The 13154-nt window shown below is 67.0% G+C and carries 14 protein-coding genes; 7 read left to right on the top strand and 7 right to left on the bottom strand.

Annotation, left to right across the window (positions count from 1 at the left end):
- Positions 1–26: 26 nt before the first annotated feature.
- Positions 27–467 (bottom strand): PaaI family thioesterase, encoded by a 441-nt coding sequence (locus AAHH99_RS09705; protein ID WP_174523800.1) that lies wholly within the window; start codon positions 465–467, stop codon positions 27–29.
- Between the two features lie 187 nt (positions 468–654).
- Positions 655–1851 carry a cytochrome P450 gene (locus AAHH99_RS09700; protein ID WP_418768460.1) on the bottom strand — a complete coding sequence of 399 codons (1197 nt, stop codon included), beginning with the start codon at positions 1849–1851 and terminating at the stop codon, positions 655–657.
- Positions 1852–1924: 73 nt separating this feature from the next.
- Here AAHH99_RS09700 and AAHH99_RS09695 point away from each other — a divergent pair, with 73 nt between their 5' ends.
- Positions 1925–2521 carry a TetR/AcrR family transcriptional regulator gene (locus tag AAHH99_RS09695; protein ID WP_370500836.1) on the top strand — a complete coding sequence of 199 codons (597 nt, stop codon included), beginning with the start codon at positions 1925–1927 and terminating at the stop codon, positions 2519–2521.
- Entirely contained in the window at positions 2518–3567 is a 1050-nt protein-coding gene (locus AAHH99_RS09690; RefSeq protein ID WP_418768459.1) for an LLM class flavin-dependent oxidoreductase, read from the top strand. Before AAHH99_RS09695 ends, AAHH99_RS09690 begins: the two co-directional genes overlap by 4 nt.
- 48 nt (positions 3568–3615) lie before the next feature.
- Here AAHH99_RS09690 and AAHH99_RS09685 read toward each other — a convergent pair whose 3' ends face one another.
- From AAHH99_RS09685 to AAHH99_RS09675, 3 genes are all read right to left on the bottom strand, one after another.
- Positions 3616–4080, bottom strand: a complete 465-nt coding sequence (locus AAHH99_RS09685) for a DUF6188 family protein (RefSeq protein WP_104864093.1) — start codon at positions 4078–4080, stop codon at positions 3616–3618.
- A 78-nt stretch (positions 4081–4158) separates the two neighbouring features.
- Positions 4159–4830: a TetR family transcriptional regulator gene (locus tag AAHH99_RS09680; RefSeq protein WP_418768458.1), complete on the bottom strand. Its 672-nt coding sequence runs from the start codon at positions 4828–4830 to the stop codon at positions 4159–4161.
- Complete coding sequence (locus tag AAHH99_RS09675) at positions 4827–5342, bottom strand: PaaI family thioesterase (protein ID WP_418769576.1); 516 nt, start codon at positions 5340–5342, stop codon at positions 4827–4829. The genes AAHH99_RS09680 and AAHH99_RS09675 overlap by 4 nt, the downstream gene beginning before the upstream one ends.
- A 100-nt stretch (positions 5343–5442) precedes the next feature.
- Here AAHH99_RS09675 and AAHH99_RS09670 point away from each other — a divergent pair, with 100 nt between their 5' ends.
- The 4 genes from AAHH99_RS09670 (at position 5443) to AAHH99_RS09655 (ending at position 9693) form a co-directional block, all read left to right on the top strand.
- Complete coding sequence (locus tag AAHH99_RS09670) at positions 5443–6135, top strand: TetR/AcrR family transcriptional regulator (protein ID WP_418768457.1); 693 nt, start codon at positions 5443–5445, stop codon at positions 6133–6135.
- Positions 6136–6522: 387 nt separating this feature from the next.
- Positions 6523–7266, top strand: coding sequence for an MBL fold metallo-hydrolase (locus AAHH99_RS09665; RefSeq protein WP_418768456.1), 744 nt, complete (start codon positions 6523–6525; stop codon positions 7264–7266).
- Between the two features lie 123 nt (positions 7267–7389).
- Positions 7390–8910 carry a long-chain-fatty acid--ACP ligase MbtM gene (gene mbtM, locus AAHH99_RS09660; protein ID WP_418768455.1) on the top strand — a complete coding sequence of 507 codons (1521 nt, stop codon included), beginning with the start codon at positions 7390–7392 and terminating at the stop codon, positions 8908–8910.
- 30 nt (positions 8911–8940) lie between these two features.
- On the top strand, positions 8941–9693 hold the full coding sequence (locus tag AAHH99_RS09655; protein WP_418768454.1) for an alpha/beta hydrolase family protein: 753 nt from the start codon (positions 8941–8943) through the stop codon (positions 9691–9693).
- On the opposite strand, the gene AAHH99_RS09650 is transcribed toward AAHH99_RS09655, so the two are convergent.
- Positions 9694–10665, bottom strand: coding sequence for an NADPH:quinone oxidoreductase family protein (locus AAHH99_RS09650; protein ID WP_418768453.1), 972 nt, complete (start codon positions 10663–10665; stop codon positions 9694–9696).
- A gap of 145 nt (positions 10666–10810) precedes the next feature.
- Between AAHH99_RS09650 and AAHH99_RS09645 the strand changes: the two genes are divergently transcribed.
- Positions 10811–11779, top strand: coding sequence for an alpha/beta fold hydrolase (locus AAHH99_RS09645; protein WP_418768452.1), 969 nt, complete (start codon positions 10811–10813; stop codon positions 11777–11779).
- Here the strand turns inward: AAHH99_RS09645 and AAHH99_RS09640 are convergent, their stop codons facing one another.
- Complete coding sequence (locus AAHH99_RS09640) at positions 11780–13150, bottom strand: flavin monoamine oxidase family protein (RefSeq protein ID WP_418768451.1); 1371 nt, start codon at positions 13148–13150, stop codon at positions 11780–11782.
- Between the last annotated feature and the right edge of the window lie 4 nt (positions 13151–13154).

Here is a 13154-nt window from a genome sequence, read left to right as displayed (position 1 = left end):
AAGCGTGCGACCGGCTACAAGCGCCTTCATTGTGCGTTGCCCGCGGCGTTCACGATCGTGACCGTGCCCTGGGCTACGCAGACGGCTTTGTCGCCGTTGCTAATGTCGATGCGCGCTACTCCACTGCGATTGCCCAGCGACACGATGTCGGTGACGGCGACACACACACCGGTGGACACGGGTCGCAGCAGGTTCAGCTTGAATTCGGTGGTGGCGACCCATGATCCGGCCGGAATGACGGGGTAGAACACGACTCCGAGACAGTGGTCGACCATCGCCGATAGACATCCGCCGTGCAGGGTGCCGAAGGGTGTGAGCAGTTCGGCACGGGTTTCCATCTCTGCCACCAGCCGACCGGCGGCGAGTTCGGTGTGCCGAAAGCTCAGAAACGTCGACAGTCCACCCGCTGTGTTCGCCGATCTGAGCAGCTGGTCGGCGATCTGCTCATCGAAGTGCGCGAATGTCACTGCCACCACCGCATACCCCTGTCTTCTGTCCTGGTCATGGGGCAATCACCGTTCGAGCCCGCGAACCGTTTGAGCATGTCGCCGAATGCGCCGACGTCGCCGTGCGCGGCGGAGTGCTCGACATCGACGGCGACGAACCTGGCCGTCGCGGTGAAGCACGCGACGCGTCGTCGAAGAGTGGCACGAGCTAGGCCGGCGTGGTCCAAGTGATGGGCAGAGATGTGTAGCCGCGGATCGGTCCGGACCGCAGCCGCCGCGCCGATTCAAGATCGACCTCCCAGTCAGGCACCTTGTCCAACAACGCATCCAGAGCGATGCGGGCCTCCATCCGCGCCAGCGCCGCACCCAGACAGAAGTGGATGCCGCGACCGAAGGCGACCTGGTGCTCACTGGTGCGCTCGATGTCGAACACGTCAGGATCGGGGAAGGCACGCTCGTCGCGGTTGGCCGACCCGAACAACAGCAGCACCTTCTCACCTTGACGCATCGTCGTGTCGTGCAGTATGACGTCGCGGGTCAGGGTTCGTGAAAGTCCCTGTGCCGGTGAGTCGTAGCGCAGCAACTCCTCGACTGCCGGCCCCAACAGTGTTCGATCGGCGACCAGGCGTCGGCGGGTCTGCCGATGCTGGGCCAGCACGACCGCGGAGTTCCCCAGCAGATTGGTGGTGGTCTCGTAACCCGCGACGAGCAGCAGCGCGCAGAAGCCGAGGACTTCCTCGTCGGTCAGTCCGATCCCGTCGACTGTGGCGTTGGCCAACGCCGACATCAGGTCCTCGCGGGGGTTTTTGCGGCGGTCGGCGAGGAAGTCGGTGAAGTAGGCGTAGATCGCGGCGGCGGCGGTCAGTGCGTCGGTGGTTTGTCCGTGGTTGACGTCGACCTGGACCAGTTGGCTCGACCACAATCGGAACTGATCACGATCGGTGGCGGGAACGCCCAGCAGATCGGCGATCACCGCAGCGGGCAGGATCGCGGCGAAGTCGGTCACGAAGTCCGCCGACCCGGAGCCCTCGTCGAGGCGCTCGAACAACTCCGCGGCCATCTGTGTGATGGCGCCCTGCAGCCCGGCCACCCGCCGGGGAGTGAACGCCCGGCTGACCAGGGCACGCAACTGGTCGTGGCGGGGAGGGTCCATCACGATCATCATCGGCAGGAACGAGCCGATGAAGTCTGATCCCGGCGGGGTGGGGAAGATGCCGTCCACCGAGGAGTACGTGCCGTGATCCAGTGCTGCGGCCTGGACGTCGGCGTGCCGGCTCAACACCCAGGTATGGGATTCCTCGGCGCGGTACACCGGAGCCGTGTCACGCAATAACCGGTACGTCGGATAGGGGTCGTTGAGGATCGAGGCGTCGAACGGGTCGTAACGAATCTGCACCGAGACCACCAAGACCTCCGACTACCAACGTAACGACGGTTTAGACTTGCAGTCTAAACCGGCCGAACGGGACATGGGGGCAATGCGCAAGATTCCACGTCAGATCTCTGACCGGCTTCCCGCCGCGGCGGACTTGTTCGCCGAGAAGGGGCTCAACGACTCCAAGATCGAAGACGTCGCCGCGGTGACCGGTGTGCCGAAAGCGACGCTGTACTACTACTTCGCCGGCAAAGAGGACATCCTTGCTTTCCTGCTCGAAGACCTCCTCAAGGACATCTCCGAGGCCGTGACCGCGATCGTGCACACCGACGGCACCGGTGCCGAACGCCTCGAACTCGTCATCCGCGCACAACTGCGGGCAATGGCGCAGCGGCCAGCGGTATGCCGTGCACTCATCGGCGAACTGGGACGAGCGGCCCGCATGCCGGCCATCGCCGAGATGATCAATACCGCCTACCAACAACCCGTCGAAATTCTGCTCATCGAAGGGGCCCGCGACGGATCCCTCGTCGCTCAGCCCGATGCACGATCGACGTCCATTGCGCTGTTCGGCGCGGTCACCATCAATGCACTCATGTACCTGGTCACCGAGAACCACCTCGACGAGACGGTGGTCGCCAGCACCCTCAGCGCCGTCATGTTCGACGGCCTGCGCCCGCGCACAGGAGACCAGTCATGAGCACCTACGGCCTGTCGGTTCTCGGCGCGGATTTGAAGTCACTGGCCCAGACCGCCCAGGCCGCCGACGCGGCCGGGTTCGATGCCGTATGGGCCTCGGAGTTCTACTCCCGGTCGGGTTCGATCTCCATGGCCGCGATGGCCAACAGCACACAGAACTGTCGGATCGGTTCCTCCATTCTCTACGGCGTCGGCCGAAGCCCTCTGGTGCTGGCCACCGAGGCGCGTGATCTCGACGAACTCTCCAACCGACGATTGGTACTCGGCATCGGCAACGGCACCAAACGGATGATGAGCGACTGGCACGGCGTGCCCGACACCTCCGCGCCCGCGCTGCGGATGGAAGAACTCGTGATGCTGCTGCGCCGGATCTGGAACCTGCATGAAGGCCCGATCCATCACGAGGGCCGGTTCTACAGAATGAATCTCACCCCGACCGGCGACGTGGGTCCCCCCAGCCGGCCGATCCCGATCGTCACTGCCGGTGTCCGGCCTCGGATGTGCGAGGCGGCCGGGCGGGTGGCCGACGGCCTGGCCGGACATCCCCTGTTCACCACCACCTACGTCGAGGAGATCGTCCGGCCCGCTATCGCCAGGGGTGCCGCGCGCACCGGCCGCGACCCCAATGACGTGGAAATCATTTCCATGGTGATGTGCGCCATCCACGACGACGCCGAGGTCGCCAGGCGCGAGCTGGCGCAGCAGATTGCGTTCTACTCCTCGGTCAAATCCTACGAGACGGTACTTGATGTGAACGGCTTCGCCAGCGAAGGCCGAACCATCCGGGAAGCATTCGCCAAGGGCGATTTCCCGGCGATGTTCGCCGCGGTGTCCGAGGAGATGATCGACACCATGGGCGTCGCAGGGACGGCACACGAGGTCCGTGAACAACTGAGACGCTACGACGGCGTCCTCGACCACATCATGCTGTACTCACCATCGGTTGGCATCGCTGCGGAACGGGTGCAGCAAAACCTCGACAACATCATCGGGGAATGCTCGCCCGCCTCGATGTCGCCAGGGCAGTCCGGTCCACGTTCAACCTGATCCACGCATTGCCGCCCAAGTCGACCCGTCCCCGTGTCCGCGGCCCATTCAGTGCGTCTGCCGCGCCGACCCCGCCGATGATTGCGTGGCGCTGTTGAGAATGTTGGCGTCGTCGGTGTCGGGGAGGTCATGGCGGACCACGCGAACCCGCCCCCGAGGCAGACAGGCCATGTAGCCGTGGCGCATGCCATAGAGCTCCCATGCTGTCTGTTCAGCGTCGGGTTCGACATCGATGCGGTGCCCGCCCGAGAAGCTCAGGTGTAACCCTCCATCGTCGCTGGACCAGGCCTGGGTGCACACCGCTCCGGCCAGGTTCAGCAGTGGACGTTCGTGGGTCGCGATCCTGAGGGGGTCAATACGCACCGCCTCGATGGGGTAGGTGCCGACGGCAGGAAGGGTCAATAGCAGGGGGCAGGAGATGACGATTTCGTTGTAGTCATCGAAATCCAGAACCAGGCCGCCACGCAGCGAGAGGCGTTGTACGACAAGGTTTTCGATCCATTGGGTGTACATGGCAGTCTCTTCTCGAACGCATCGTGGGCCGTATCTCCAAAGAGTACGCTAAGTAGCGCTGCGATACCAATAGTATCGTTACCGGTTCGCGGTGGGCCGAGCAGCGCTGGTCACGACGCGCCTGGTGGCTCGGTCAATGCGCTCGCGGGTGTCGGCGGCTGTCGCGCGGTGGCCGCTGAAGGCCACGAGGTTGGCCAACCAGATGTCGGAGATGACCCCAGCGACGTGCAGATCGGTAGGGGTGGGCTCGCCGCCCCTGAGCGTGCGGGCCAGCAGGATCTGGATCTCATCGGCCGCGCGGTCGAGTTCCGCGGCGGCGCGGGTGTCTGCGACGGCGAAGGCCCGTGTCATGGCTGTCGTCAGCCATGGGTCGCGCTGCCAGCGGTCATGCAGATGTGCGGTGAGGCGTTCGAGCCGTTCCAGCGGTGGGCCCTCACCACTCGCCCAGTCGCCGGCGGAGTCGAGTCGACGGAACTCGCGCGTCAGCGCCGCTACCAGCAAGTGGGTTTTCGCCGGGAAATAGCGGTAAAGCGTGCCGACGGCGATGCCGACCCGCTCGGCAACCGTCCGCATCTGAACCGCCTCGTAACCACCGGCCGCGGCCACGGCCAAAGCTGCATCCAGAATCGTTTCCCGGCGCCGTGCGGAGGCGCGTGAACGCGACGCGTTAGCGGCCCGCTTCTCTGTAGCGACCGAGTTCGCTTCCGAAGGCAGGGTTTTCCCGCGGCTGCGCGCCTGAGGGAAAGTCATGACGGCCCCGGGTCGAGACCGCCGCGGCGCGAGAACTGCTCCAGAAGATCGCCGAAAGCGCTGACATCGCCGTGTGCGGCGAAGTGCTCAGGGCTGACGACAATGAACACTGCACTGGCGGTGAAGCGGGCGATCCCACCCTCACCCGTGCCTGTCGCCGTGACATGCAGCGCCCGCCCTTCACGAGAGACGATGTGGGCAGTAATCCGGTGGGTCTGATGCAGCGGCACCGGCCGCAAATATTCGACCGTCAGGGTGCGGGTCACCGCCGGGGTGCCGGCGATCCACAACGTGAAGCCCAGGACGTCATCACATGCGGCGGCCACTGCCCCGCCATGAGCCAGGCCCGGGGCCCCGATATGCCGCTCGTCGAACGTCACATCGGTGTACACCGCGTCGCCGCTGCGATGCACCACCAGCCGCAGTCCGTGAGGGTTGTCCGGGCCGCAACCCATGCAGGTCGTGGTGTGCGAGGGCAGCCGCTCCGGCGGCAACACGCTTTTGGGCACCATCACCCTCCAATACGATCGGTTTCGCTGCGCTACCGTTAGTACCACACTGCTAGACTGCTGTGACAGCATCGCGTGAAAGATCGACCGCCGAGGTGAATGAGTGAGCGACAGTCAGTCAGTGCCAGTCCCTGACGACGACGTGGACCCTCGGCGCATCCGGTCACGCACCCGGCTGCTGGATGCTGCTGCAACGCTTCTGAGCACCGGTGGGGTGGAAGCAGTCACCATTGATGCGGTCACCAAAGCATCCAAAGTGGCTCGAACCACGCTGTACCGCCACTTCCACAGTTCGTCGCATTTACTCGCAGCCACGTTCGAACGCCTACTTCCACAAGTGACCACTCCGGCACCGACCAGCGGACCCCTCCGTGAGCAGCTGATCGAATTGCTCAGCCGCCAAGCCGCACTCTTCAACGACGCGCCGCTGCATGTCACGACACTCGCGTGGCTCTCATTGGGGCCCACCGGCTCCAATAACGAAGCTGATGACCGCCACACATCGGGGGCGCTACGGGCCCGAGTCGTTGACCAGTACCGTCAACCATTTGACGCCATACTCACCAGCCCAAAAGCACAAGCCGAACTTGACGACTTCGACCGGGAACTGGCGCTCTGCCAACTCGTCGGACCACTCGCCTTCGCCCGAATGACTGGGATTCGCACCATCACTCACAATGACTGCGCGAACATCGTCGATGACTTTCTCGCCGCCCACCGCAAGACCGATAGCGACGCCAAAGAGTCGAAGATCGCAACCAAGCAGACGGGCCGCCCCACGCGTCTAGCTCGGTAGGCACAACGAAATCACAGCATCCAGCCGGCTGGTCTTTCGAGCTTTCTGTCGAGGTCGGACGGCACGAACATTGTGAACGGATTTGTGAACGAAACCGTGCGCAACGGGGCCGACCGCTTCGACACGGCGTGACATACGAGACGCGAAATCGCGATCGACCTGCACGTTAGCGACGCAGGCAGATGTGTAAGACCGCAACCGGCCGGCTCATAACCCAGAGGTCGCAGGTTCGAATCCTGTCCCCGCTACTAGGTGGACGGCCCTCGGAGGACACTCCGGGGGCCGTTCTCATTCGCAATGCCACACCCCAAGCGTCGGCTCGATGCTTGCCGTAGCCGAGCCCAGCACCGCACACTTCTCACGTGGACCCCACCGAAGGATGCCGCGATGGCGCTGGTCGTTGATCCGCTCGACGAAATCGGCGTGATCCGCCTCTCCCGGTGGATCTTCAACTGCTACCTGATCCGTGGCGACCGCGGCGTTGTCGTGGTCGACGCGGGCATGCCCGGCAGCGCCGACGACGTCGCGGGCGTGCTGTCGGTCTACCGCGGCACCGTCAGCGCGGTCGCGGCCACCCACGGTCACAGCGACCACGTCGCCGGGGCGCCGCGACTGGCCGCCGAACACAGCGTGGCGCTACATCTTCCCGAGGTCACTCTCAGCTATCTGGACGGCACGCGGCAGCCCCGCACCCCGACGCTGAGCAAGATCGTCCAGATCTGGCCCACCCTGATCAGCCAGCCGCTGGACCTGACCGGGCTGCGCGGCTTCGCCGACGGTCCCCGCATCGCCGGATACGGCGGAGGTAAGGCGATGGTCGGTGACGCCCTTGGCGGGGCGCAGCCACTGGCCGACGGTCAGCCGCTGCCCGGCGCGACGGGCTGGGAGGTGCTGCACGTGCCAGGCCACACCGACGACTCGATGGCGTTCTGGCATGCCGACAGCCGAACCCTGATCTCCGGCGACGCGGTGCTCAGCGCGGGCGGGCAGGCCTGGTTCACCCCGGAGACCGTCGACACCGCCGCTGCAGCCCGCAGTGAACAGCGCATGCGCGCGCTGCCCGTCGAACACCTGCTGCCCGGCCATGGCCTGCCGGTGCACCGGGCCGACATCTGGGCCGATGCCCGCTGAGGCTGGCCCATGAGCGAAGCGTTACACCCCGTAGGATCACCGCAAATCCCCGTAAGTTAGCTTAGGGGATATTTGCTAGACCGAAAATCGCGAATTGAGCGGGTAAGCACTGCGAGGTTGTCCATGAAATCGTTGGCTGCGACATTTGCCGAGCGGTTGACCAGCTCCGATAACAGCCTCTACGTCTTCGACGACGGCACATGGACGCGCCACCCCTGGCCGGAGGTGCACGCCCGCGCGGAGAACGTCGCCGAGTGGCTGCTCAATGAGGAAGTCGCCGCGCTCGGCCTGGCCAACGAGCCCACCGTCGAACTCATCGCGGCCACCCTCGGCGCGTTCCAGGCCGGCGTGCCGGTGACGATCGCGCCCGGCCCCGTCCGCGGCGCCGACGCCGACAAGTGGGCGCAATCCACGGTGGCTCGGTTCGCGGGCATGGGCGTCAGCCACGTGCTCAGCCGAGGGCGGCAACTGGAACAGCTCGGCCTCGTCGACAGCGGTCCGATCGTCAAGGAACTGGATTCGGTTGCCCCGCTAACCCGATCGACGAACTTCCGGCGTCCCGACCGGGCGGCCGACATCGCGATCCTGCAGGGCACAGCCGGCTCGACCGGCGTGCCGCGCGCGGTGCAGCTCTCGCCGGGCGCGGTGCTCGCGAACCTCGACGGTCTGAACACGCGGGTGGGAGTCGGGCCGGGCGACGTCGGCTGTTCCTGGCTGCCGCTGTACCACGACATGGGCCTGAGCTTCGTGCTCGCCGGCGCGTTGGCCGGTATCGACGTGTGGCAAGCGCCGACCGCGGCCTTCCAGGCGTCGCCGTTTCGGTGGCTGAACTGGCTCACCGAGAGCCGCGCCACGATCACCGCTGCGCCGAACATGGCCTACGGCCTGATCGGGAAGTACTCGCGACGCGTCACCGACGTCGACCTCTCTGACCTGCGGTTCGCGCTCAACGGCGGCGAACCCGTCGACTGTGCGCTCACCGCGCGCTTCGCCGAGGAGATGGCCCGATTCGGATTCGACGCGGGTGCGCTCGCGCCGTCCTACGGCTTGGCCGAATCCACTTGTGCGGTAACCGTTCCCAAACCCGGCAGCGGTCTGCTCGTCGATGATGCCGGTCATGCGCTGCTCGGCGAGCCGATATCCGGCATGTCGGTGCGCCTCGATCAGCGCGAGGACGGCAAGGTCGGCGAGATCTTGATCCGCGGTACCTCGATGATGACGGGCTACCGCGGCGACGCACCGTTGAATCCCGACGACTGGTTCGCCACAGGCGATCTCGGCTACCTCGTCGACGGCAGCCTCGTGGTGTGCGGTCGCGCCAAGGAGCTGATCACCGTGGCCGGCCGCAACATCTTCCCGGCGGAGGTCGAGCGGGTGGCCGCGGGAGCAGCCGGTGTACGCGAAGGCGCCGTGGTGGCGGTCGGCGTGGGGGAGCGCTCGATCCGTCCGGGTGTCGCGATCGTCGCGGAGTTCCGCGGGCCCGACGAGGCGGGGGCGCGCGCCGACCTCATCGAGCGCGTCGCATCCGAATGCGGTGTGGTGCCCAGCGAGGTCGTCTTCGTCCACCCCGGCACGCTGCCGCGGACCTCGTCGGGCAAGCTGCGCAGGCTCGAGGTGAAACGCGACCTGCTGCAGCAGCGGTGAGCCCATCAGCCGCATGACAGGATGACGCGCGTGGGTGAACGCGTCAGCTTCGGAAGCGCCAGTGGACCCGCTCTCGCGGGCGTGATCGACCTCCCCGGCGGTGACGTACGCGGCTGGGGCGTCTTCGCCCACGGGTTCACGCTCGGCAAGGACTCGCCGGCGGCGAGCCGGATCTGCAAGCGGCTCGCCGACGAGGGCATCGGCATGCTGCGGTTCGACAACCTCGGCCTCGGCGATTCGGAAGGCGACTGGAGCGACGGGTCGTTCTCGCACAAGGTCGCCGACACCGCGCGTGCCGTGGAGTTCATGAACGCCGAAGGCCGCGAGGTGCGCCTGCTGGTCGGGCATTCCTTCGGCGGCTCGGCCGTCATCGCCGCCGCCCACGAATGCCCGACGGTGAAGGCGGTTGCCACCATCGCGGCCCCCTACGAGCCCGCCCACGTCGAACGGACCTACGACGCGGTCGTGGAGCGGATCGAGGAAGAGGGGGAGGCGCAGTTCCACATCGGCGGCAAGGCGCTGACGCTGAAGCGGCACTTCGTCGAAGACGTCCGCAATGCCGACCTCCGCGAGCGCATCCACAACCTGCGCCGAGCCCTTCTGGTGATGCATTCGCCCACGGACAACACCGTCGGCATCGCCAACGCCAGCGAGATCTTCCAGTGCGCGCGTCACCCGCGCAGCTTCGTCTCACTCGAAGGCGCCGATCACCTGCTCACCGAGAAGGATCAGGCGGCGCGGGCGGCGAGGATCGTCAGCGCCTGGGCCGACCCTTACCTGTAATCACCGGACGGCGACGACGACCTTGCCCTTCGCCGAGCGATCCTCGAGCGCGGCGATCGCGTCGGCGGCCCGCTCGAACGGGAAAACCTGCGGTTGCGGCGCCGACACCTTGCCCGACGCGAGAAGCGGTTCGAGTTCGGCCCACTGCTCGGCGAGGTAATTGGGATGGGTGAAGGTCCAAGCGCCCCAACCGACTCCGACCGCATCGACGTTGTTGAGCAGCAATCGGTTCACCTTGACGGTGGGGATCTCGCCGCCGGTGAATCCGACCACGAGCAGCCGACCGCCCGGGGCCAGCGAGCGCAGCGAGTCGGTGAACCGATCCCCGCCGACCGGATCGACGACGATGTCCACGCCGCGGCCCTCGGTCAGCCCCTTGACCTCGTCCTTGAATCCGTCGACCGGCACGACGTCGGTCGCACCTGCCGCCGTGGCCACCGCACCCTTCTCCTCGGTGCTCACCACCGCGATCACCCGCGAGGCACCCCATGCCGGCGCCAACCGCAGCGTCGACGTCCCGATGCCGCCTGCGGCCCCGTGCACCAGCACGGTCTCGCCCTCGGCCAGCCGGCCGCGGGTACGCAACGCGTGGTGCATCGTGAGGTCGTTGAAGAGCAGCCCGGCGCCGGCCTCGAAGGAGACGTTGTCGGGGAGCTTGAAGACTCGTTCGGCGGGCAGTGCGACGACCTCGGCCATCGCGCCGCACAGCATCGTCAGCGCCGCGACGCGATCGCCGGCCTTCACGTGTGCGCCGTCCGGCGCGCTGCGCACCACGCCGGCGACCTCACCGCCCGGCGTATAGGGCATCTCCGGCTTGTACTGATAGAGCCCGCGCGACTGCAGCACATCGGGAAACGCGACCCCGGCCGCGTGCACCTCGATGACAACCGCGCCGTCGCCGTCGGGTTCGTCGACCTCGACGAGTTTGGCGGCTTGTGGTCCGTCGAGGCTGGCAATCTGAATCGCGCGCATGCCCGCCATTTAACTCGACTCGACTGCCGGGCCACCGCCGCGGCACCGATAGTCGCCAAAACGCGGCGGGGGGTGCCGCAGGAAGCGCACACTGTTAGATAAGCTCACTTATCCGGCAACGTTGCCGAGTTCGAACGGAGCGCACATGAGCAGTGGTCCCCGCAGCCGGTCGAGGGTTTCGGCCTTCGCCCCCGCTCAGTCCCTCCCGCCCGGACGCGCCGTCGAGGTGCGCTCCAGGGACGGCATCCGCCTGCACGCCGAGGTCTTCGGCCGCGAGGACGGCTATCCGATCGTGCTGGCGCACGGCATCACGTGTGCGCTGCGGGTGTGGGCCCATCAGATCGCCGACCTGTCGCGGGACTACCGCGTGATCGCGTTCGACCACCGCGGTCACGGCCGCAGCGCGGTCCCGGTGCGCCGCGGCGCCTACAGCCTCGACCATCTGGCCGCAGACCTCGACTCCGTGCTGGATGCGACGCTGGCGCCCGGTGAGCGGGCGGTCTTCGCCGGCCATTCGATGGGTGGCATCGCGATCACCTCGTGGGCCGAGCGCTACGCCGAGCGGGTGACCGAACGCGCCGACGGCGTTGCCCTCATCAACACCACCACCGGCGATCTGTTGCGCAACGTCAAGTTGCTGCCCGTGCCCGCGCCGCTGGCCAACGTCCGCGTCCGCACCGCGGGGACCTTTCTGAAGACGTTCGGCGCGACGCCACTGCCGCGCGCCATCTACGGACCGAACCAGCGCTTCGTGTCGATGCTGGCGGTGGGCCGCGACGCCGATCCCGCGATCGCCTCGTTCGTACATGAACTGTTCGCCGCGACCTCGCCGGTCGGTCGAGGCGGCTGGGCCCGCACGCTGGTCGACCATCTCGGACCGCAACACATCGGGCTGAACAACCTGGTCGTGCCGACGTTGGTGATCGGCAGCCGCAAGGACCGGCTGCTGCCGCTGACGTCGTCTCGTCGGATCGCCGAGGCGGCGCCCAATCTGAGCGAGTTCGTGGAGTTGGCCGGCGGGCACTGCGCCATCCTGGAGCGTCCCGACGAGGTGAACATGCACCTGCGAGGCCTGATCGAGTCGGTGGCCGCCGAGCGCCGCGTCAGTTCCTGATCAGGCACTCAGCGCGCGATGCACTTCGTCGGCGGCGCGCCTGCCGGACCGGACGGCGCCGTCCAGGAAACCCGTCCAGGCGTCAGCGGTTTCGGTTCCCGCCCAATAGATCCCGTCGATCGGTTTGCGCAGCCACGGGCCGTATGTCGTCCACGAGCCGGGTGGCACGGCCGCCGTCGGCCCTCCTGGCGCGAAATCCTCTGCACCCCAGCAGTGGTCGAGATAGTCGATCGGGTCCAGTGCGGCGTCGCCGAACAGCCCCGCGAAACCCGAAAGCACCCGCTCCCGGCGCTGCGCCGCCGGTAACGAGTCGAACGAGCGGGAATCGACGAAACCCAGCAGGATGCCGGGTCCACCCCCGCTGCCGGACCCGTCGTCGGACGGGCTGACGTCGAACGTGATGAAAACCGGTCCTTCGTCGGAAAGCGCCTCTCCCGAAAGCCCTTTCGCGCGCCAGAACGGCTTCTCGTACGCGGCGTATGCCTTGCTCAAGTTGCCCTGGGGCCAGTGCTGCGCGAGCTTGCCGTACTCGGCGGGCAGCTCGGGTGAGAACTCGATCGCCTGGCGGTGTTCGGGAGGGATCGCGACGACGACGGCCTTGGTGCGCACCGCACCTCGATCAGATGTCACGGTGAGGGTGCCGTCGCTGTGGCGGTCGATGCCGCGCACGGCGGCGTCGAGCACGACGCGCGAGCCCAACTCCTCGGCCATCCGGATCGCGATCTGCTGGGTGCCGCCGGGGAACCGACTCTGCTGAGCGCCGCCCTCGACGTCGAGCATGCGGTCCAGACCGCCCGCGGCCCTGACATAGCGCACGGCGTGCAGCATCGACACCGCGTCGGGCTCGCAGCCCCAGGTCACCCGAGACATGATCGCCATCAGGTCTCGCGTTCCGGCGCTCGCGTGCACCGACTTCAGCCAGCCGTCCAGCGACAGGGAGTCCAGGGCGTGCGCGTGCGGGGCGGTCCACGGCGCCTCGACGGCCACCCGCCGACAAGCGCGCTCGAAGCGCCACTGGATGCGCGACACGTCGAGCAGTTCGATGATCGACAGCCGGGGGATCGTGCTGCGGTACGAGCGGACCCGGCCCCGCCACCGGATCAAGTTCTTACCGCCGCTAAAGGTCGGCACCGTCTGACAGCCCAGTTCGGCAGCCAGTTCTTCCACGGCGTCCTGCGTGGGTCCGATGAAGGTACCGCCGAGGTCGACGGGCACGCCGGCGATCGTCGCCGTCGACGACCGTCCACCCACCCGGTCGCGGCCCTCGAGGACGACGACGTCGTAACCGAGCCGAACCAACTCGCGCGCCGCCGCCAAACCGGCGAATCCGGCGCCCACCACGACCGCGTCGGCACTGGCTTGGATGGTCACGCGA

The sequence above is a fragment of the Mycobacterium neumannii genome, assembly GCF_048452905.1.
In the GTDB taxonomy this organism is placed as follows: Bacteria; Actinomycetota; Actinomycetes; order Mycobacteriales; family Mycobacteriaceae; genus Mycobacterium; species Mycobacterium neumannii_B.
Note: the sequence above shows the minus strand (reverse complement) of the source record. Positions and strands in the feature narration are given on the sequence as shown.

Coding starts and splice junctions, on each gene's coding strand:
- AAHH99_RS09695 (WP_370500836.1), top strand. CDS start 1,925: ATGCGCAAGATTCCACGTCAGATCTCTGACCGGCTTCCCGCCGCGGCG.
- AAHH99_RS09690 (WP_418768459.1), top strand. CDS start 2,518: ATGAGCACCTACGGCCTGTCGGTTCTCGGCGCGGATTTGAAGTCACTG.
- AAHH99_RS09685 (WP_104864093.1), bottom strand. CDS start 4,080: ATGTACACCCAATGGATCGAAAACCTTGTCGTACAACGCCTCTCGCTG.
- AAHH99_RS09680 (WP_418768458.1), bottom strand. CDS start 4,830: ATGACTTTCCCTCAGGCGCGCAGCCGCGGGAAAACCCTGCCTTCGGAA.
- AAHH99_RS09675 (WP_418769576.1), bottom strand. CDS start 5,342: ATGGTGCCCAAAAGCGTGTTGCCGCCGGAGCGGCTGCCCTCGCACACC.
- AAHH99_RS09665 (WP_418768456.1), top strand. CDS start 6,523: ATGGCGCTGGTCGTTGATCCGCTCGACGAAATCGGCGTGATCCGCCTC.
- mbtM (WP_418768455.1), top strand. CDS start 7,390: ATGAAATCGTTGGCTGCGACATTTGCCGAGCGGTTGACCAGCTCCGAT.
- AAHH99_RS09650 (WP_418768453.1), bottom strand. CDS start 10,665: ATGCGCGCGATTCAGATTGCCAGCCTCGACGGACCACAAGCCGCCAAA.
- AAHH99_RS09645 (WP_418768452.1), top strand. CDS start 10,811: ATGAGCAGTGGTCCCCGCAGCCGGTCGAGGGTTTCGGCCTTCGCCCCC.